Source organism: Nonomuraea sp. NPDC003707, from assembly GCF_053587055.1.
Window position 1 is genome coordinate 19,028 of the sequence record NZ_JBSFNK010000036.1, and the last position, 17,540, is coordinate 36,567.

Below are 17,540 nucleotides of genomic sequence, written 5' to 3' on the forward strand. Positions count from 1 at the left end.
CTCAGCTTCCTTTCCTTGGGGTGGCCCGCATCCGCGCGACCAGCGCGGTGCTGTACGAGCCGTCGGCGAACTCGGGCTCGTCGAGGAGCTCGGTGAAGAAGGGCAGGTTCTGCTTCGGACCCGCGATCGTGAAGGCGGCCAGCGCCTCCCGTGCCCTGGCGATCGCGTCCTCCCGAGTGCTCGCGTGCACGACCAGCTTGGCCATGAGGGAGTCGTACGCGGGGGTGACCCGATTGCCCTGCCGGTAGGCGGCGTCGACGCGGATGCCGTCGCCGGACGGCTCGTTCCAGGCGTTGATCGTCCCCGGGCCGGGCAGGAACCGCACCGGATCCTCGGCGTTCACGCGGAACTCGATGGCGTGCCCGCGCGGGCGCAGCGCGGTGAGGTCCGCCGACGGCGGCTCGCCCGCCGCGACGCGAAGCTGTTCCTCGACCAGGTCGAGGCCCCACACCGCCTCGGTGACCGGGTGCTCGACCTGCAGTCGCGTGTTCATCTCCAGGAAGACGAACCCCTGGGCGCCCGGTTCGCCGTACACCAGGCACTCGACGGTGCCCGCGTTGCGGTAACCGACGGCCTTGCCCACCTGCACGGCCGCGGTGAGCATCTGCTCGCGCAGGTCCGGGTCGAGGCAGGGGGACGGGCTCTCCTCGACGAGCTTCTGGTTGCGCCGTTGCACCGAGCAGTTGCGCTCGCCGAGGGCGATGACGTCACCGTCGGCGAGACCCAGGATCTGCACCTCGATGTGCCGTGCGCCGGCGTAGTAGCGCTCCAGCAGGATCGCCGGATCGCCGAACAACCGCTCGGCGAATCCGGACACGGCCGCGTACTGCCTGCGCAGGTCGTCCTCGTCGTGGGCGACGGCCATGCCCATGCCGCCGCCGCCCGCCGCGGCCTTGACCATCAGGGGGTAGCCGATGGCCGCCGCGGCGTCGAGCGCGGCGGCCTCGCCCGCCACCGGCTCCGGGGTGCCGGGCGCGACCGGGACCCCGGCGGCGGCGACCGCGTTCCGGGCGTTGATCTTGTCGCCCATCAGCTCGATGACGTCCGGCGCGGGACCGACCCAGACCAGCCCCGCCTCCTGGACGGCGCGGGCGAAGCCGGCGTTCTCCGACAGGAAGCCGTAGCCGGGATGAATGGCCTCGGCGCCGGTACGGCGGGCTGCCGCCAGCACCTTCTCGGCGTTGCGGTAGGACTCGGCGGGAGCCGCGGGGCCGAGCTCCACCGCCTCGTCGGCCTCGCGGACGAACGGCAGGTCGGCGTCGGCGTCGCTGTACACCGCGATGGTGCGCAGGCCGAGCCGCCGCGCCGTGCGGATGATCCTCCGGGCGATCTCGCCGCGGTTGGCGACCAGCAGAGACTCCATCACCGGCGGCCTCCCTCCGCTGAGCTGGCGAGCAGCACGGCCAGCGGGGCCAGCTCGATCCCGTGGCCGGTCAGCGCCCTGTGCACCGCCTCGGCGATCTCCGGGCCGTTCGGCGCGTCACCGTGCAGGCACAGGGACACCGCGTCCACGTCGAGTTCGGTGCCGTCGTCGGCGGCGACCTTGCGCTCCAGCACCATGCGGACCGCGCGGCCGGCGACCAGCTCGGGGTCCCACGCCTTCTTGACCGGCTCGATGACGAGCTTCCCCGTACGGTCGTAGTGCAGGTCGGGGAACGCCTCCACGACCAGCCGCACCCCTTCGGCGGCCACGGCGTCCGCCGTGGCGGAGGTGAGCAGCATCAGCGGCAGCGACGCGTCCACCTTGGCCACCGCCCGGGCGATCGCGGTCGCGACGGCGGCGTCCTCCGAGGCCATCACGTACAGCGCGCCGTGCGGTTTGACGTGCGCCAGCCGGCCGCCGGCGGCCCGCACGAACGCCTGCAGAGCGCCGAGCTGGTAGAGGCAGTAGTCCTCCAGGTCCTCGGCCGGGATCACCATGCGGCGGCGGCCGAAGCCCATCAGGTCGGGGAAGGCCAGGTGCGCGCCGATGGCCAGCCCCTGCCGCACCGCGGCGGCCACTGTGCGCCGGATCGTCGGCGGGTCACCCGCGTGGTAGCCGGTGGCGATGTTGACCGAGGTCAGGTACGGCATCATGCCGAGGTCGTCGCCGAGGCTCCAGCGACCGAAGCTCTCGCCCATGTCGCAGTTGAGGTCCACGCGCGGCATCACAGCTCCTCGTAGTGGTGGGGGTCGGTCGTGTAGTCGACGCGGGCGGCGAGCGCCAGCGCCTCGTCCAGCGACACCTCCCGGAAGCGGATCAGGTCGCGGCCGGGACGGAGCTGGCCGACCTTCCACAGCCCGGCCTGGACGACGGTGGCGATCACGGTGAAGCCGCCCGCGGTCGGGCCGTCGGGCCCGAGGATGACAGGCACGTCCCCGTTGGTGTTGATGCCGCCGATCGGGTAGCTCCCGTCCAGCACGTTGGACGGGTGCCCGCCCGCGACCCCGCCGGACGGCCTGGCCCACTGGAAGCGATGCGACTCCAGCCGGGTGCCGACGCGGTTGGAGTTGAGGTCGACCTTCCACTCCCGGCCGACCAGATCCTTCCAGTCCTGCTCGGTGAGGAAGTCGGGGTCCGCGTGCGGGCCGCGCATCACCTCCACCTCCCAGACGTTGGCCAGCGCGGGCCGCAGCGACGCCGGCACACGTAGCCGCGGTGGCGGCGCGGTCACCGCCCGCGCCCGCAGGACGTCGCCCTTCACCAGAGCCCGGCCCTCGACGCCGCCGATGCCGCCCATGGTGTACGTCGCCCGCGACCCCATCACCATCGGGACGTCGATGCCGCCCGCCACCGCCAGGTACAGCCGGAACCCCGGCCCCTTGACGATCGAGCAGGTGATCTCGTCCCCGGGCACCACCCGGACGGTCTCGCCCAGCGGCATGGGCGCGGAGTTCAGCCGGAGGCCCGAGCCCTCGGCTCCGGTGACGGCGACCCAGGTCTCAGCGAGTGCGCGCAACGCGAGCCGGCCCATCGGGATTTCCAGCGCGGGCGCCCCCGGTTCGTTGCCGACCAGCGCGTTGGCGATGCGGAAGGACACGTGGTCCATCGGCCCGGAGGGGAAGAAGCCCTTGGACTGCAGGCCGCGGCGGCCGGGGTAGTCCTGGATCAGGGTCTGCAGCCCCGGCATGACGATGTCGAAGACCGCGTGCGTGTCGGTCATCACGGCACCTCCGTCCTGGCTGCGGCGGCCTCGCGGGCGGACCGCAGCGTGTCGGCCTCGGCGCGCACCTCGGCGGCGCGGGCGAGGTAGTCGGTGACCGAGAACTGGTCGTTCTCGATCACGTACTCGTAGCGGTTCTCCAGGACGTCCCTGCGGGCCGCCAGGAGCTGGTCCTCGCTCACGGGCTCGAAGCGCACCCGGTCGCCCGGCCGAATCAGGATCGGATCGTCGCGGAACACCTCGTGCCTGGCCAGGACGTCGTAGACGGGTACGGTCCGGCCGAACAGCTGGTAGCCGCCCGGCGCCTCCACCGGGTAGATCGCCACGCAGGGGCCCCCGATGCCGACCGCCCCCTCCGCCGTCCAGGTGCGGGTCGGGTTGTACTTCGGCACGGTGATGGCGTTGCGCGGATCGAGCGGGAACATGAACGGCAGGCCGGGGAAGAAGCCGGTGTACGCGTTCCACCACTCCGTGCCGGTGACCGTCGCGTACAGGGCTTCCCTGCCGGGCAGGCCGTTGTACTCGACGATGTAGTCGATGTTGGAGTTGTCGCGGATGTTGGGCGCCTCCTGCCGGATGGTCGTCGCGTAGCGGCGGACCGCTTCGCGGCTCTCGGAGTCGTCGAACGCGATCGGCAGCGTGATCAACCGGCTGGGCAGGACGAGCGAGCGTACCGACCGCTGCGCCCGGTGCGCCTCGTCGACCGCGTCGATGAGCGCCTTACGATCGATGATCGCGGGCTCGTGGTGCAGCAGCAGCGAGCGGAAGCCCGGTGCGGCCTCCACCAGCCCCGGCACCGGATGCTCGGCGAGATGGGCCGTGACGGCGGTCACGAAGAAGTTCAGCTCCAGGTCGAGCGCCATCTCGCCGTACTCGACGAGGACGTGGCGGTCACCGGCGGCCCGGTAGACGATGGCCGGCCGGTCTCCTTCGGCCGGACGGCGGTTGATGATGGCGGTCATGGTTCCTCTCTCAGCGGCCGGCCGGCGCGGTGGCACCGGCCGGAGCGGTCGAGTCGGCGGCGCAGGCGGAGCAGACGGCGGCTCCCCCCGAGTTCGGGTCGCGGTCCATCTCCACGGCCACGTAGGACCGGTCGCAGGAGTGGCACCTGATGCGGGCCTCCCAGATGTCCTCGACCTCGTCTCGCGGGTCCTCCCCGGCAGGCCGTACGGCGCCGGGGGCGGTGACCAGGGCGGCGTAGTAGAGGCCCGCGGCGACGGCGACGGTGATCAGCGGCGCGAGCTGGGCGAGCACGGGGCTGGCCGACTGCTCGGTGAGCACGATCCCCACGGCGGAGGCCGCGAGCCAGGCCCCGGCGCCCGCGGTCACCGGCTTGAGCCGCCGTGGCCTGAACTCGGGCAGGCCGTCACGGTCCGCGCCCCGCACCGCGATGTGCACCATCGCGATCGCGACCCACGCGGTCACGAAGACGCCCTGCCAGGCGAGCGCGCGCAGCAGGTAGCTCAGCACGTCGGTCAGCATGAACAGGTAGGCGAGCACGCCTGCCACGACGGTCCAGACGGCCCGGGGCAGCCTCAGCCGGAGCACCCGCGTGGCGAACGCGTCCAGGTTGGTGGAGGCGAGGTAGTAGTTGGCGGTGTTGATCCGCGTCTGGGAGACGAAGATCACCAGTACGCCGGCGAAGCCCAGCGACCTGATGAACGCGGTGACCACACCCGTCTCGGTGCCCGCGATGTCCCAGGCGCGCAGCAGATAGATGCCGATCAGGCCGTTGACGGCGAAGGTGAAGGCGTAGAAGACCCAGCCGAAGGTGACCGTGCCGTGGAATCTCTGGTCCTCCGCCCGGCCGAAGCGGGCGTAGTCCACGGTGTACATCATCATGATGTAGACACCCATGTAGATCAGGTACGCGGTGAGCCAGCCGGGCAGCGGGCCGCTCGGCGCCGCCGACTGGAGCCAGTCCTGCGGGTAGCCCCGCTGGACCGTCGCCGCGATCACCACGGCGACCAGGCCGACCACGTACAGCGGCAGCAGCACGCCGTTGAGCTTGTCCAGCCAGGTCCGCACGCCGCCGATGACCAGCGGCAGCGCGTACACCACGACCACGAGGTACCAGATCTCGATGGCGCCGCCGAAGTACTGCTGGAAGGCCACGGCGACGATCGAGCCTTCGAACACCGCGTAGTACAGCGCGGTCGCGGCGAAGATGAGCGGTGCGAGGGCCGAGCCCAGCATGCCGAACAGCCGCCGCGACAGCAGCGCGACGGTCAGGCCGGTGCGGGCGGCGTACCTGGACAGGACCAGGTTCACGACGCCGAAGGTGGCCACCGTCAGCACCATGCCGACGATGGTCGCCGGGGTGCCGACGGCGTCCGCCGCGGCCACGGCGACGTAGAGCCAGAACATGGCCGAGAAGAGCGCCCACCAGGCCATGGCGAGCGACCACCGGCCAGATCGCCAGGACCTGGGCACGACATGGTTCGAGTAGTCCTCGGTGGCGGCCTCCTTGACGACCTTCGGGTCGTCGGTGAAGGAGACCTCCAGCGCCGGGGGGCGCGCGGAGGTGAGGGACATGCGGGTCTCCTGCGAGCGTTGGGGGTGACGTCGGCTCAGGTCAGGATGTGTCACGACGGCACGCCCGCCCCATCCGCGATTCGGGCAACCGCGCGAGCTGTTTGCGCCATTCGCGTAATCCGCTGTTCATTCACCTGTCTCGTACGGTGAACGCCATCCACAGTTCCGCGCGCAGCCCCGGGTCGGAGAAGCGCCTCCCCAGCAGCTTCTCGGCGCGTCCGAGCCGGTAGGTGAGCGTCCGGCGGTGGACACCGAGCGCAGTCGAGGCGGCCTCCGTGTTGCCGTTGTGCGTCAGGAAGGTGCGCACGGTGCCGAGCAGGTCGATCCTGCGGGCCTCCTCGCTCTCCAGCGGGGCCAGCATCGCGATCGCCCATCCGTCCGCCTCGGCCGGGCCGACGTGCGCCAGCAGCCCGACGTCGGCGACGTCCCTGGTGGTCAGCAACGTGTACGGCGCGGAGGCCGGCACCGTGTCGGCGAGCGCGGCCACCCGCGGCCAGACCCGAGCCAGGTCGGTCCACTCGACGGCCGCGCCGATCACGCCCCGGCCGCCGTTGACGGAGCTGAGCACCGACTGCAGCACCCCCACGTGCCCCTCCACGGCGGGCAGCACCACCACCATGCGGCCCCGCGGATCGGCCGCGACCAGCGCCGACACGATCTGCAGGCTGCGCTCGTTCTCCAGCGCCACCAGCAGGTCGCCGGGGTGCCCCGGGTCGGCGGTGACGACGGCGATGCGCACGAGCCCCTCGGGCAGCGGGATGCCCAGCGATTCGGCCGCCTGCTGGGCGGCGGCGTACCGGCCGGCCAGGACCAGGGCGAGCACCGTCGCCCGCTCTCTGCGTTCGCTGGCGAGCAGCTCCGCCGCCCGCGCGACCTCCAGCGAGAGCAGATCGACGGCGATGTCGACCACGCCGCGATCGTGCCCGGTCAGCGGAGCCGGCCTGCCGACCGCGAGCACGCCCGCGGGCCGGGCCGCCTCGCTCACCGGCAGCAGGGTGACCCGGGTGTCACCGAGGTCGAACATCGCCGAATGCCAGGAGCCGGTGCGCGAGACCTCCAGCCGTACGCGTTCGGCGTTGCGCCGGGCGTGGTCGGGAGCGCCCGCGAGCACGTGACCCTCGCGCGAGAGCAGCAGCACCCACGCGTCGAGGTGCGCCGCCAGGCTGGTGACGATCGATCGGTGCGCGGGAGCCGTCAGGGCCGCCTTCACCAGGGTCCGGTAGCGCTCCATCGCCGAGGTCTGCGCGGCCCGCTCGGCGGCGGCGATCCCGTCGGTCACGGCGCGCACCACGGAGCTGAACCGCGTCGGCTCCGACACCTCCACCACGCTCACCCCGAGCCGGTCGGCCGCCTCGACCAGCGTCGGCGGGACGATCGCGTGCCGCAGCCCCACCCCGAACCCCAACGCGGGCACTCCCACGCGCACCAGCCGCTCGACGTACTCGGGCCACTGGCTGCTGGTGCGCCCCAGGCTCAGCCCGGTCGTCAGCAGCAGGGTGCCCTCATCAAGGTATGGGGTGGGGTCGAGAAGCTCGCTGATGTGCGCCCAGCGCACGATGACGTCGCCGCGCCCGGCGCGCAGGGTCAGGCCGAGATCGCGCCTGGCGACCAGACTGGCGAGCGTCTCCGGCATCTGCCCAGGTTAACGGCTCGACGACCTGGCCAGACAGGGCGTCGGCCCCGCCCGGTGCTGTCACGGCAGCCGCGGCGCGCGATTCTCACTCAGGAGGCGGAACGAGGCTTTGATCATGACGCTGAAGACGATCAGCCAGACAGCGGCGGCCGGCCAGACCTCGCCGTCGCCCGGCGCGGTCATCCACCCCATTCCGGTGGAGCGTCCGAGTTCCCGGGTCGCGACGCCGTACATGCCGACCGGAAACACCATGCTCCACAGGCCCCACTCCCAACGCAGTGGTACGCGACACCGCACATGCCGCCACAGCCCCAGGGCGACCAGCAAGGGGATCAGCCAACTGCAGAACGCCCACAGCACGAGCGACACCCCGACGGTGAACTCGCGCGGCACCACGACGGCCCCCGACGGGAGGTTCAGCAGCTGTGCCCCGGTCAGGACGCTGATCGCGGCAGCGCCCATGAAGATCCAGTAATGCGGCCGGAGCTCCTCTGCCGTCAGCGGGCGCACCAGCAGCCGGGCCAGCACGTTCGATGCCGCCGCGATGGTCAGGACGGCGAAGCCGCCTTCCCCGACGAGATCATCCGCCGGCCACGTTCGCCGGCGCAGCAGGCTCCACCCGTACGCCAGGGACAACGTCACGAAACCGGCCCCCGCCACCACCAGCAGCGCCGCGGAAGCCACCCGCGTGCCGCCCCTGTCCAGCGCCTCGGACACGATCCCGGTGGCCATGACGAACGGCGAACGCCTCTGTACGGAAGCGCCGCACCAACAACCCCAAGACCGCCCGTCGCCGTCCACCGGTCGCTGAGTTCACCGTGTCACCTCGGTCCCCGCCGCCCGGACGGTCGGGGGTCGCCGGGAAGATATGCACGATACACAAAGCCTCACGCATCCGCTCGGCGCACGGGGCGCCATGCCATGGGATGGGTGTTTCATGCGTATGTGCTGACGTTTGCCACCTTTTGGTGGTCGCTCTTCCGTAAAGCGGCAAGGAACAAAGGGAGTATCGCGGTGTCTCTGATCAGGAGGGGTGATCAGAGTGAGCTGGTGGCATCGTTATTCGATCAGGTGCCGCCTGGCCGTGGTGGCCGGCGTCGTCACGGCACTGCTGTGCATTGCTATGGCGGTGTTCATCGTGGTGATGAGCCGGCATGCGGCTGTCGACTACCGGACCGATCAGCTCTTCACCGGCGCCGCGAACCTTGGCGCTCAAATGCGCCGGCACGTCCCCGATCTGACCGAGAGCGGCCCAGGACAGGCGATCCAGGTGTTCGACCCGGCCGGCACCATGGTCACGGCCACCCATGACATGGTGGGCAAGCCGCCGATGACGAACCTGCGCCCGGATCCCGACGCCTACGCCACCACCACATCCTGTGACACAAGGGTCTTCCCCGACCGTTGCATGATCGTGCTCGCCTACCCCTTCCACCGCGAGGACGGCGTCTGGCAGCTGGACATGGCCGTTCCCGACGTCCCCTGGTACGTCCGCTCGGAGCTGATCATCCCCCTCGCCACCGGCTGTCTGCTGCTGGTCGCGGCGGCTGCGGCCGGCAGCTACCGGATCGTGGGCAAGACACTGCAGCCCGTGGACGCCATCAGCGGCAACCTGGCCCAGATCACCGCATCTGGCGATCTGCGTCACCGGGTGCCCGTGCCGAAATACCGCGACGAGCTGCGGGTCCTGGCCGAGACCGCGAACCGGACGTTGGAACGCGCTCAGACGGCGGTGGAGCAGCAGCTCCGTTTCGCCTCCGATGCCTCTCACGACCTACGCAGCCCCTTGACCGCCATGCGTACCCGCATCGAGGAGGCACTGATCGACCCGCACCAGGCCGACTGGCGACGCACCGCCTACGCGCTCCTGGACAGCGTGGAACGCATGCAGGCCCTCATTTGCGACCTGCTCCAGGAAGCGCGGCTGGACGCCGGCGTCACCGGCCGCCACGAGCCGATCGATCTCACCGAACTGGTCGCCGGTGAGCTGGAGCGCCGCCTCGCCAAGACCGACCTGCGCCACCGCCTCACGCCCGGCGTCATGGTGGACGGCTCACGGATCGAGCTGTCCCGGCTGCTGAACAACCTGCTGGACAACGCCGAACGGCACGCCACCTCCGCCGTCACCGTCACCCTGACGCTGGATGCCGGCGTCGTGTCGCTGGAGGTGAGCGATGACGGTGAAGGGATCGCCCCCGAGCAGCGGGAGGTCATCTTCCAGCGCTTCATCCGCCTTGAAGCCTCCCGCGTCCGCGACCCCGGCGGCACCGGGCTCGGGCTGCCGATCGCCCGGCACATCGCCCAGGCCCACGGCGGGACCCTGACCGCCCAGGACAGTCCCCGCGGAGCCCGGTTCGTGCTGCGTCTGCCCGAGCGCGGCACGCCTCGGCCACCATCGGGGTGAGCAGATCGTGGTTCCCACATGGCTGAGTCGCGCTAGGACTCCCCCCTGGTTCGCGCGGTTGGATCGGTCAGGAGCGAGACCTGGCTCGTGTTCGCCAACCCGCCGCCGTGTGCGCGCTCATCGCGGCGCGCCGCCCTGCTCCGGCGGACGTGTTCGCTGCGGCGTGCCGCTTCGGCGCGAAGGGCCGACTGGCCGCGACGGGCCGCCGTGACGACCAGAACCGCCAGCAGCGCGGTGATGGCGGCTGCCACCGCGCCGTGAGCACGAACACCTGGATGGAGTGCAGGCCGATGAAGTGCGGGACGCGTAGGTCGCCGCCGGTGGTGCTCCAGTTCGTGATCGGCATGCCGTCGCCGTCCGGTGCCCCGACGCCGTGTCCGCCCACCAGCGGGACCGGGCGGCCGTAGGCGTCCTCGACCGTGCGAGGCCCGGCCGATGACGTCCACCCGGTGATGAAGGACGCCAGTGCCATGCCGGCGACGGCCAGGCCGAGCCCGGCACGCAGGGACCAGGTGAGCACCGCGTCGCCGACGCGCTGGAAGAGCAGCATGACGGCGACGATCACGCTCGTGCCGAACAACCCGAACACGCCGCCGGAGAAGATCTGCTGCCCGATCTGGTCGAACGGGTCGGTGCCGGCGTTGAAGTGGCTGTAGGTGCCGCGCGCGGCCTGCACCGCGATGAACCCGACGTCGATCACCCCGGCGATGGCGAAGATCGTCCCGAGGGTCCACATCGTGCGTCGTGCCCGGCTCAGTTGCCTTACGGCAGCATGCCCACCAGCGCGGCCAGCTCGGGGTCGCTCTCGTACCGTCGCCGGTGCAGGTCGGCGATCTTCTCTCCCATCTGCGGGTCGTCATCGTCGGTGATGTCGTACGACTCATACTTCTCGACCAGCGGCATGCCGATCCGGTCGGTGCGCGCGTGCGCCGAATGCGTCAGGTACTCCCAGTAGCCGTCGAGGTCCTCGATGACGAACACGCCACCCCAGTCGAAATCGCCTCCGAAGTCGCGGCCGACGACGAACGACTTCACCGCAGAAATGACCCGGCCCTGGTTGCGCATGCTCTCCAGTGCCTCCTCGACCTGCTCCTGCGTCACGCCCGCCTTGGCCTTCATACGGATGCTGTGGTAGATCATCGTGCTCCTTTTCGCAGGTGCCGAACGTAGAGGTCCAGCGGCCTGGCCTTGACGACGGCGCGCCCACCGCGCGTACGGTGCTGAGCACCCGACTATGAACTGGCCTGGTTTCTCGTCGCATCGGCACGGGTTGCCTATTCGACGGCAACGGCGCGTAGGCACACGCCCGTCGGCGAAGGTCCCCCCGGCCGACCGCAATTCAAGCTCGCTGTTCCGCAATCTCCCGCATCGACCTCATGGTCCACCTGCGCCTACGGTTGCCGCTTGATCGGCATCGCTTGTGGCGAGGCGAAGGCCCGCTGCCGCCGACTTCGCGCATTGCGCCCCTTCCTTCTCGTTCCCGCGCAGGTATTGGAGTTCGCGTGTCCACTGCGACCATGTCACGGGCCGTTCGCCGCCGCTGGTGGTGGACCCTGTGGAGTCTTCTCACCGTGCTGGCGATCGGCATCACGGCCTACTTCGTTCCGCCGTATTTGGTTGGAAGTACGAACATCCCGAATCTCGACATGAGCATCCCGGGGTACTACACGAGTCTCGTGATCCATGGGGTGCCTGCCGGCCTGGCACTTCTCATCGGGCCGTGGCAGTTCGTGCCGCGGTTGCGGGCCCGTTTCCCCCGGGCGCATCGGATAGCGGGGCGGGTGTACCTGATCTCGGTCTTGGCCGCCGCGCTGGCGGCGCTCTACTCCGCCGCGGTGACGCCGAGCGGCTTCACGCTGCAGGTCGCGTTCTTCGGGCTGGTCGTGGTGTGGTTGTACACGGCCGCCAAGGCGTACCGGGCGATCCGGCGCCGTGAGGTGCAGTTGCACCGGATCTGGATGGTCCGCAACTACGCGTTCACGTTCGCCGCCGTGACCCTGCGGCTCTACCAGCTGGCACTGCTGCCGCTGATGAACGTCATGCCGTCACTGGAATACAGCTCTGTCTACGAGTCGGCCGCGTGGCTGTCCCTGCTGGGCAATGTGCTGGTCGCGGAGTACTTCATCGTTCAGCGCACGCTGGCACCGCTGGCGCGGCGGCAGCCATCGGAACAACCGGCCGAGGAGGTTCTACTGCCGCAGTGAATCGACTTCGTCTGCGTACAGCAGCGCGACGTCGATGCCCATGCCGGTGAAGTGGCCGGCGAGTTCGAGGGACAGCACGCCGTGCAGCCGGGTCCAGAACGTCATGGCCTGGCGCAGGACGGCCGCCGGCGCCGTGGGATCAGGCGACCAGTGCCGGTGGCTGTCGAGGTGAGCGCCAAAAGGGGTTTCCGGCGACGGGATGTCCGCCTCGCGGTAGGCGGCGATCAGCACGGACATGATCTCCTGCGACATCGCGACGGTGTCGGCGGGCGCCTGGTACCCGGGCACGGGGGTGCCGTAGATCAGCAGGTACCGGTGGGGATCGCTCAGGGCCCACGCGCGTACGACCTGAGCCAGCGCGGCGATGTCGGCGCCGGAGTCGTACGCCTCGCGGACGGCGTCGGCGAGGCTGCGGTAGGCGTCCCTGATGAGCGCCGTGATCAGATCGTCGCGACTGGCGAAGTACCGGTAGAGGGCCGGACCGCTCATGCCCAGATGCTTGGCGATCGCCTTGAGGGACAACGCCGACACGCCCGTGGTGGCGATCTGCTGCCAGGCGTGTTGCTTGATCTCGGCTTGCACCTGCGCCCGGTAGCGCTCGCGCGGGCTCACCACATCGCTGTCCATGGGTCAGCCTCTCCGATCCCCGTGCGACTAACTGGAGTTAGAGGCTATCACCATCGCGATTGACGAAAACGGAGAGCTAGTTATATGGTGTAACAGAAGTGAGTCAGCGTAACGCGATGGTTGTGCGTGCGCCGCTGCTCGTCACCCGCACCGAAGAAGTGGTCTCGCTTATGCAGAGGGAATCGCGCTTCGACATGGGCGGCTACGCCGGCCTGGACCTGGACCGGTTCGTCCGCCGATCGTTGTGCAGCTGGGAACGGCCCGGATGGCGCTCGCTGCTCGTCCAGAAGTTCGAGCACCTCGAGGCCGCCGGTGAGATGGTCATGCCGGCCTCGGCCGACACGCACCTGTGGCTGATCACCGGCGGCGCCGGCAAGCTGCACATCGACACCGGCGAAGGCTGGCGGACCACACCCATCACGCCGGGCGAGATCGGCATGGCCACACCGGGCGTACCGACTCGCCTGCGGTACGAGACGACGGCGCCGATGCACTCCATCCACGTCCATCTCCCCGCTGAGGTGGTCGGCCGGACGGCTGCCGAGCTCGGTGGCCCGGCGCCCCCGGCGCGGGATCCGGCCTCGGGCAGCGGCGAACTGATCGGCGCGGTGCTCAAGTCGCTGGCCGCCGCCACCGCGGCGGGTGCGGACGAGCTCTATGCCGATGCGGCCGCGCGATTTCTGGTGGTGCACCTGGCGATCCGCGACGGCCGGCGAGGCTCGGCGGACCGTACGAGGCGTGAGGACGTTCGCGTGCGCAAGGCCATCGCGTACATGCGCGACCGGTTGAGCGAGCCGGTGCGTCTGGCGGAGCTGGCCGAGGAAGTGCGGTTGAGCCCCTATCACTTCCTGCGGGTGTTCAAGCAGGCGACGGGAGAGACCCCGGGCCGGTACCTCACCCGGCTGCGTATCACGCACGCGACGCACCTTCTGGAGAAGGGAATGACGGTGAGCCAGGTGGCTCGGCGTTGTGGTTTCAGCAGTCCCGGGCACCTGTCGTCGGCGTTCCTGCGGGAGACCGGTGTACGGCCCTCAGCGGTGCTGGCCAAGTAGCACGTGACAACAATCCAACCGAGGAGCTTTCGATGACCGGCACAGCCCTTGAGATCGTCATGCCCGGCAAGGTCGACCCGGACGGGTTGCAGATCCGCACCCGGCCGCTGCCGACACCGGCCGCCGGCAACATCCTGCTGCGGATGGAGGCGACCGGCATCTCGTTCGCCGAGCAGCAGATGCGCCGTGGCAGGTATTACGACCAGCCGAGCTTCCCCTTCGTGCCCGGCTACGACGTGGTCGGCACGGCGGTCGCGGCGGGCCCCGGCGTGGACGCCACGATGATCGGCAAGCGGTACGCCGCCGTGACCAAGATCGGCGGCTGGGCCAGCCACGTTCAGGTGGACGCCGCCGACCTGGTGCCCGTGCCGGACGGCCTGGACGCGGCCGAGGTGGAGACCGTCGTCGTCAACGGGATCACTGCCTGGCAGATGCTGCACCGGATGGCCAGGGTTCGCCGCGGCGGGACGATCGTGGTCCTCGGTGCCAACGGCGGCGTCGGCACGACGCTGGTGCAACTGGCCCGCCACGCCGGGATCACGGTGATCGGCACCGCGTCGGCACGTCACCATGAGACGGTGCGGAAGCTGGGTGCGACCCCGGTCGACTACCGCGACCCGGGCATGTACCACCGGATCCGGCAGCTCGCCCCGAACGGCGTGGACGCGGTGTTCGACCACGTCGGCGGCACCGGGCTGCGGCAGTCGTGGCAGTTGCTGCGCCGCGGCGGAACCCTGGTGTCGTACGGGACCGCGGCCACCAAGGACGGCGAGGGCAATGCCCGGCTTCCGGTCCTCAAGTCGTATTTCCGGCTGATGCTCTGGAACTACCTCCCCAACGGCCGCAACGCCTGCTTCTACGACTTCTGGGCCGGCCGCCGGCACGCGGACGCCTTCCGTACCCGCCTGCGCGACGACCTCACCGAGGTGCTGCGACTGCTGGCCGACGGCACTCTCGCCCCGCAGATCGCCGCGAGGCTCCCGCTCTCCGACGCCGCGGCGGCGATGACCCTCGCCGAGTCACGAACCGTGACCGGCAAGGTCGTCCTCGTGCCCGACGCCGGATAGCGGTTCCCTTCCGGGGAGCAGTCTCACCGGCCGTCGGGTCTGTCCTGGACGGCGAGGTCGGGGTGATCCTTGAGCTGCCTGCGTGAGTTGATGCCGAGCTTGCGGAAGATGTTGCGCAGGTGGGCGTCCACGGTGCGTTTGCTGATGTAGAGCTGGACGGCGACCTCGTTCGAGGTGGCGCCCGAGGCCACGAGGCGGGCGACGGCGACCTCCTGCATGGACAGCTTCCCGTACGTTCGCTCGGACCGGGCCGGGACCTTCTCGCCGGTGGCGCGCAGCTCGTCGGCGGCCCGCCGGGCGAATGCCTCCGCTCCGGCTCCGGACAGTAGCTCGTGGGCGGTGCGCAGGTGCTCGCGGCAGTCACGCCGTCGCCCTTCGCGCCGCAGCCATTCCCCGTACAGGAGGTGCGCCCGGGCCAGGTAGGGGAGCAGCGGGCCCTCAGCGAGCAGGTCGACGGCTTCCCGGTAGTGATCCTCGATGCCGGTCACCAGCCCTCGTGAGTAGGCCGCGACTCCCCGGCCAGTGATGGTTCCGCCGGCCTGTGTGCGCTCGGTGAGGGAGTCCAGTGCCTGCGCTGCGGTGAGGTGGTCGTCACAACGGACCGCGGCTTCGATCAGCTCCGGCAGGGCCGCTCCGGTGAGGAACAGGTCGCCGTGCTCGGTGGCCTTACGGGCCGCGGCCAGCGCGGCCGGGTAGTCGGCCAGCCCGTTGTGAAGCATGGCTGTTGTCCAGTGCAGGTTCGTGACCTGCCCGGGCCATCCGGTGGTCGGTGCCGCGGTGGCCGCCTCGCACAGCTCGAGAGCCTCGTCGCGGCGGCCGCGCAGCGCGGCGAGATGCAGCCGGTGATGGAGCAGCGGGGGAGCGCCGGTCGCGTCGGCGATCGCCGCCTCCTCCGCGGTGGTGGCGATCGCCTGCCCGATGTCGCCGATCAGGATGGCCTCGACCGCCTTCTGCGCGAGACCGAGCCTGAGCAGCAGCGGTGAGCCCGACGCCCGGCCCGCCTTCACCAGCCATGCGGCGATGGCGGCCTGGGTGTCCGGGTCCCACAGCTCGACGGCGATCATCGTGGCGAGTGCGGGACGGCGCGTCCAGAACCGCTCGCCTCTGTCGTAAAGGGCGTGGCGAAGCAGCGGAACCGCGGCCTCGTACCCGTCGGTGGCCAGCACGATCAAGGCGTCAAGGGCGTCCGGCGAGCTCGGCGCCGGCGCCGTGGACCGGGCCGCGGTGAGGACCCGATCGATGACGACACCGCCGCGGCCGACGGACAGGCTCATCTCGACGGCATCGAGGAAACAGTCACGTGCCCGGTCCGGATCCAGACCCGCCAGCCGTTGGGCGGCACGCACCATCAGCATCGGTCCGGAGCCGTCGCCGTGCCGGGTGAAGGCGATCCGGCCCTGCAGCAGGTCGACGTCAGCGTGCTGGAACTCGTCCAGCGGGGTGGTCTCGAGGATCGCGAGCAGGCTCGCCGCCTTGCCGGACGCCCCCGCGTCGAAGCTGGCCTGGGCGGCGTGCAGAGTTCGTACGATCCGGCGTTCTGGATCCAGCGACAGCGCCACCGAGCGCTCGAGGAAGGCCGCCGCGGCTGCCACGCCCCCGCGTCCCTGAGCACGCGCCGCGCACCGCTCCAGCTCGTCGGCGATGTCGTCGTCGGGGCCGGGGCCGGCCTGGGCGCGGTGCCAGGCCCGGCGGTCCGGCGCCGTGATCGGGTCGGTGACCGCCGCCAGCGCCTCGTGCGCCGCGCGGCGTTCGCCCGCGTCGGCGGCGCGGTAGACCGCCGAACGTGCCAACGGGTGGCAGAAGCGGATACGGGCACCGAACTCGACCAGTCCCGTCGCGTCCGCCTCCGCGCTGGCCGGTGTCACATCGAGGTTCAGCTGACCGGCGGCCGGCCAGAGCAGGTTAGGGTCGCCGGTCGGGTCGGCGCTCGCCACGATCAGCAGCAGCCTGGCCTCGGCGGACAGACCGGCCAGCCTGGCTCGGAAGCCGTACTCGATCCGGGTCGGCACCGAGGACCCGTCAGGCGGGACGAAGCCACCGGCGCGGGGCAGCTCCAGCAGTGCCAACGGGTTCCCGTGGGCCTCGGCGACGAGCCGGTCCCGGACCTGATCGTCGAGGGGGAACGGGCTCCGCGTCGTCAGCAGAACCTTGGCGTCCTCGTCGCTCAGACCGTGGACGGCCAGCTGCGGCAGCTCGCCGAATCCATGCGCCGCGTACGTCGGCCGCACCGCGAAGATCATCGCTGCGGGGTCGGCGGCGACCCGGCGGGCGAGGAAGACCATCGCCCTCGCCGAGGCGGTATCGACCCACTGCGCGTCATCGATCAAGCACAACAGGGGCCGCTCCCGGGCCGCCGCTGTCACCAGCCCCAGAGCCGCCAGACCGATCCGGAACGGGTCGGGCGTGCCCTCGGCCAGCCCGAAGGCCACCCGCAAAGCGTCGCGATGCCGGTCCGGTAGCTCGACGAGGTGCTTCAGCATCGGCACACACAGCTGGTGCAGCGCGGAGTACGGCAGTTCCTGTTCGAACTCCGACCCGGACGTCCGGACCACCCGGAACCCGGGCGCCGCATTTCGGGCGTATTCCAGCAGGGCACTCTTGCCGATGCCCGCCTCGCCCTCCAGCACCAGCGCGCCGCCCTGTCCCGTACGAGCAGCGCCGGTCAGTTCGTCGACGCGTTGCTGTAACTCGTGCCTGCCAACGAGCACGTCGGTTGTGAGCGCAGGAGTCCGCATAACGGGAACCGTAGGTGATCGCCGCTTACTGGGCATGGGCTTCCCTCAGGAGTGCGGCCAACGTCTCGCCGCGTGCCGTTCCGTTCGTGCGGCATCCCGCCGATGCCGGTGCATCGATGCCGTCGGCACCGCAGGCTGTG

General features: G+C 70.6%; 15 protein-coding genes. 4 read left to right on the forward strand and 11 right to left on the reverse strand.

The genetic code is table 11. The features are described 5' to 3' along the window. Window position 1: 1 nt before the first annotated feature. From ACWDRB_RS53375 to ACWDRB_RS53405, 7 genes are all read right to left on the reverse strand, one after another. Window positions 2-1,363, reverse strand: a complete 1,362-nt coding sequence (locus ACWDRB_RS53375) for an acetyl-CoA carboxylase biotin carboxylase subunit (protein ID WP_449908317.1) — start codon at window positions 1,361-1,363, stop codon at window positions 2-4. After that, window positions 1,363-2,148 carry a LamB/YcsF family protein gene (locus ACWDRB_RS53380; protein WP_449908156.1) on the reverse strand — a complete coding sequence of 262 codons (786 nt, stop codon included), beginning with the start codon at window positions 2,146-2,148 and terminating at the stop codon, window positions 1,363-1,365. Before ACWDRB_RS53380 ends, ACWDRB_RS53375 begins: the two co-directional genes overlap by 1 nt. Beyond that, window positions 2,148-3,143: a 5-oxoprolinase subunit C family protein gene (locus tag ACWDRB_RS53385; protein WP_364261316.1), complete on the reverse strand. Its 996-nt coding sequence runs from the start codon at window positions 3,141-3,143 to the stop codon at window positions 2,148-2,150. The genes ACWDRB_RS53380 and ACWDRB_RS53385 overlap by 1 nt, the downstream gene beginning before the upstream one ends. After that, on the reverse strand, window positions 3,143-4,105 hold the full coding sequence (locus ACWDRB_RS53390; RefSeq protein WP_449908158.1) for a carboxyltransferase domain-containing protein: 963 nt from the start codon (window positions 4,103-4,105) through the stop codon (window positions 3,143-3,145). Before ACWDRB_RS53390 ends, ACWDRB_RS53385 begins: the two co-directional genes overlap by 1 nt. A 10-nt stretch (window positions 4,106-4,115) precedes the next feature. Continuing rightward, complete coding sequence (locus ACWDRB_RS53395) at window positions 4,116-5,678, reverse strand: purine-cytosine permease family protein (protein WP_449908160.1); 1,563 nt, start codon at window positions 5,676-5,678, stop codon at window positions 4,116-4,118. Between the two features lie 130 nt (window positions 5,679-5,808). Continuing rightward, the gene (locus ACWDRB_RS53400; RefSeq protein ID WP_449908162.1) at window positions 5,809-7,311 is read right to left on the reverse strand and encodes a PucR family transcriptional regulator ligand-binding domain-containing protein; all 1,503 of its coding nucleotides are present in this window, start codon (window positions 7,309-7,311) and stop codon (window positions 5,809-5,811) included. Between the two features lie 60 nt (window positions 7,312-7,371). After that, window positions 7,372-8,043, reverse strand: coding sequence for an SLAC1 family transporter (locus tag ACWDRB_RS53405; RefSeq protein ID WP_449908164.1), 672 nt, complete (start codon window positions 8,041-8,043; stop codon window positions 7,372-7,374). Window positions 8,044-8,353: 310 nt separating this feature from the next. On the opposite strand from ACWDRB_RS53405, the gene ACWDRB_RS53410 reads away from it, so the two are divergent. Beyond that, entirely contained in the window at window positions 8,354-9,715 is a 1,362-nt protein-coding gene (locus tag ACWDRB_RS53410; RefSeq protein WP_449908166.1) for a sensor histidine kinase, read from the forward strand. Between the two features lie 67 nt (window positions 9,716-9,782). On the opposite strand, the gene ACWDRB_RS53415 is transcribed toward ACWDRB_RS53410, so the two are convergent. Both ACWDRB_RS53415 and ACWDRB_RS53420 read right to left on the reverse strand, forming a co-directional pair. Next, a complete protein-coding gene (locus ACWDRB_RS53415) occupies window positions 9,783-10,451 on the reverse strand; it encodes a hypothetical protein (RefSeq protein ID WP_449908168.1) in 669 nt (222 codons plus the stop codon). A gap of 26 nt (window positions 10,452-10,477) precedes the next feature. Continuing rightward, complete coding sequence (locus tag ACWDRB_RS53420) at window positions 10,478-10,855, reverse strand: Dabb family protein (protein ID WP_363983853.1); 378 nt, start codon at window positions 10,853-10,855, stop codon at window positions 10,478-10,480. A 362-nt stretch (window positions 10,856-11,217) separates the two neighbouring features. Here ACWDRB_RS53420 and ACWDRB_RS53425 point away from each other — a divergent pair, with 362 nt between their 5' ends. After that, window positions 11,218-11,919, forward strand: a complete 702-nt coding sequence (locus ACWDRB_RS53425; RefSeq protein ID WP_449908170.1) for a DUF2306 domain-containing protein — start codon at window positions 11,218-11,220, stop codon at window positions 11,917-11,919. Here the strand turns inward: ACWDRB_RS53425 and ACWDRB_RS53430 are convergent. After that, window positions 11,905-12,546, reverse strand: a complete 642-nt coding sequence (locus tag ACWDRB_RS53430) for a TetR/AcrR family transcriptional regulator (RefSeq protein ID WP_449908172.1) — start codon at window positions 12,544-12,546, stop codon at window positions 11,905-11,907. The two genes, ACWDRB_RS53425 and ACWDRB_RS53430, sit on opposite strands and share 15 nt — an antisense overlap. A gap of 116 nt (window positions 12,547-12,662) precedes the next feature. Here ACWDRB_RS53430 and ACWDRB_RS53435 point away from each other — a divergent pair, with 116 nt between their 5' ends. Continuing rightward, window positions 12,663-13,598 carry a helix-turn-helix domain-containing protein gene (locus ACWDRB_RS53435; protein ID WP_449908174.1) on the forward strand — a complete coding sequence of 312 codons (936 nt, stop codon included), beginning with the start codon at window positions 12,663-12,665 and terminating at the stop codon, window positions 13,596-13,598. Window positions 13,599-13,630: 32 nt separating this feature from the next. Then, window positions 13,631-14,665: a medium chain dehydrogenase/reductase family protein gene (locus ACWDRB_RS53440; protein ID WP_449908176.1), complete on the forward strand. Its 1,035-nt coding sequence runs from the start codon at window positions 13,631-13,633 to the stop codon at window positions 14,663-14,665. Between the two features lie 23 nt (window positions 14,666-14,688). On the opposite strand, the gene ACWDRB_RS53445 is transcribed toward ACWDRB_RS53440, so the two are convergent. Then, a complete protein-coding gene (locus tag ACWDRB_RS53445; RefSeq protein WP_449908178.1) occupies window positions 14,689-17,400 on the reverse strand; it encodes an ATP-binding protein in 2,712 nt (903 codons plus the stop codon). Window positions 17,401-17,540: the final 140 nt, after the last annotated feature.

What these genes read in the sequence shown, in the direction of transcription:
- ACWDRB_RS53435 (WP_449908174.1), top strand. Translation starts at nt 12,663, where the DNA reads ATGGTTGTGCGTGCGCCGCTGCTCGTCACCCGCACCGAAGAAGTGGTC.
- ACWDRB_RS53445 (WP_449908178.1), bottom strand. Translation starts at nt 17,400, where the DNA reads ATGCGGACTCCTGCGCTCACAACCGACGTGCTCGTTGGCAGGCACGAG.
- ACWDRB_RS53405 (WP_449908164.1), bottom strand. Translation starts at nt 8,043, where the DNA reads ATGGCCACCGGGATCGTGTCCGAGGCGCTGGACAGGGGCGGCACGCGG.
- ACWDRB_RS53380 (WP_449908156.1), bottom strand. Translation starts at nt 2,148, where the DNA reads ATGCCGCGCGTGGACCTCAACTGCGACATGGGCGAGAGCTTCGGTCGC.
- ACWDRB_RS53390 (WP_449908158.1), bottom strand. Translation starts at nt 4,105, where the DNA reads ATGACCGCCATCATCAACCGCCGTCCGGCCGAAGGAGACCGGCCGGCC.
- ACWDRB_RS53385 (WP_364261316.1), bottom strand. Translation starts at nt 3,143, where the DNA reads ATGACCGACACGCACGCGGTCTTCGACATCGTCATGCCGGGGCTGCAG.
- ACWDRB_RS53395 (WP_449908160.1), bottom strand. Translation starts at nt 5,678, where the DNA reads ATGTCCCTCACCTCCGCGCGCCCCCCGGCGCTGGAGGTCTCCTTCACC.
- ACWDRB_RS53420 (WP_363983853.1), bottom strand. Translation starts at nt 10,855, where the DNA reads ATGATCTACCACAGCATCCGTATGAAGGCCAAGGCGGGCGTGACGCAG.
- ACWDRB_RS53430 (WP_449908172.1), bottom strand. Translation starts at nt 12,546, where the DNA reads ATGGACAGCGATGTGGTGAGCCCGCGCGAGCGCTACCGGGCGCAGGTG.
- ACWDRB_RS53415 (WP_449908168.1), bottom strand. Translation starts at nt 10,451, where the DNA reads ATGTGGACCCTCGGGACGATCTTCGCCATCGCCGGGGTGATCGACGTC.
- ACWDRB_RS53400 (WP_449908162.1), bottom strand. Translation starts at nt 7,311, where the DNA reads ATGCCGGAGACGCTCGCCAGTCTGGTCGCCAGGCGCGATCTCGGCCTG.
- ACWDRB_RS53375 (WP_449908317.1), bottom strand. Translation starts at nt 1,363, where the DNA reads ATGGAGTCTCTGCTGGTCGCCAACCGCGGCGAGATCGCCCGGAGGATC.
- ACWDRB_RS53440 (WP_449908176.1), top strand. Translation starts at nt 13,631, where the DNA reads ATGACCGGCACAGCCCTTGAGATCGTCATGCCCGGCAAGGTCGACCCG.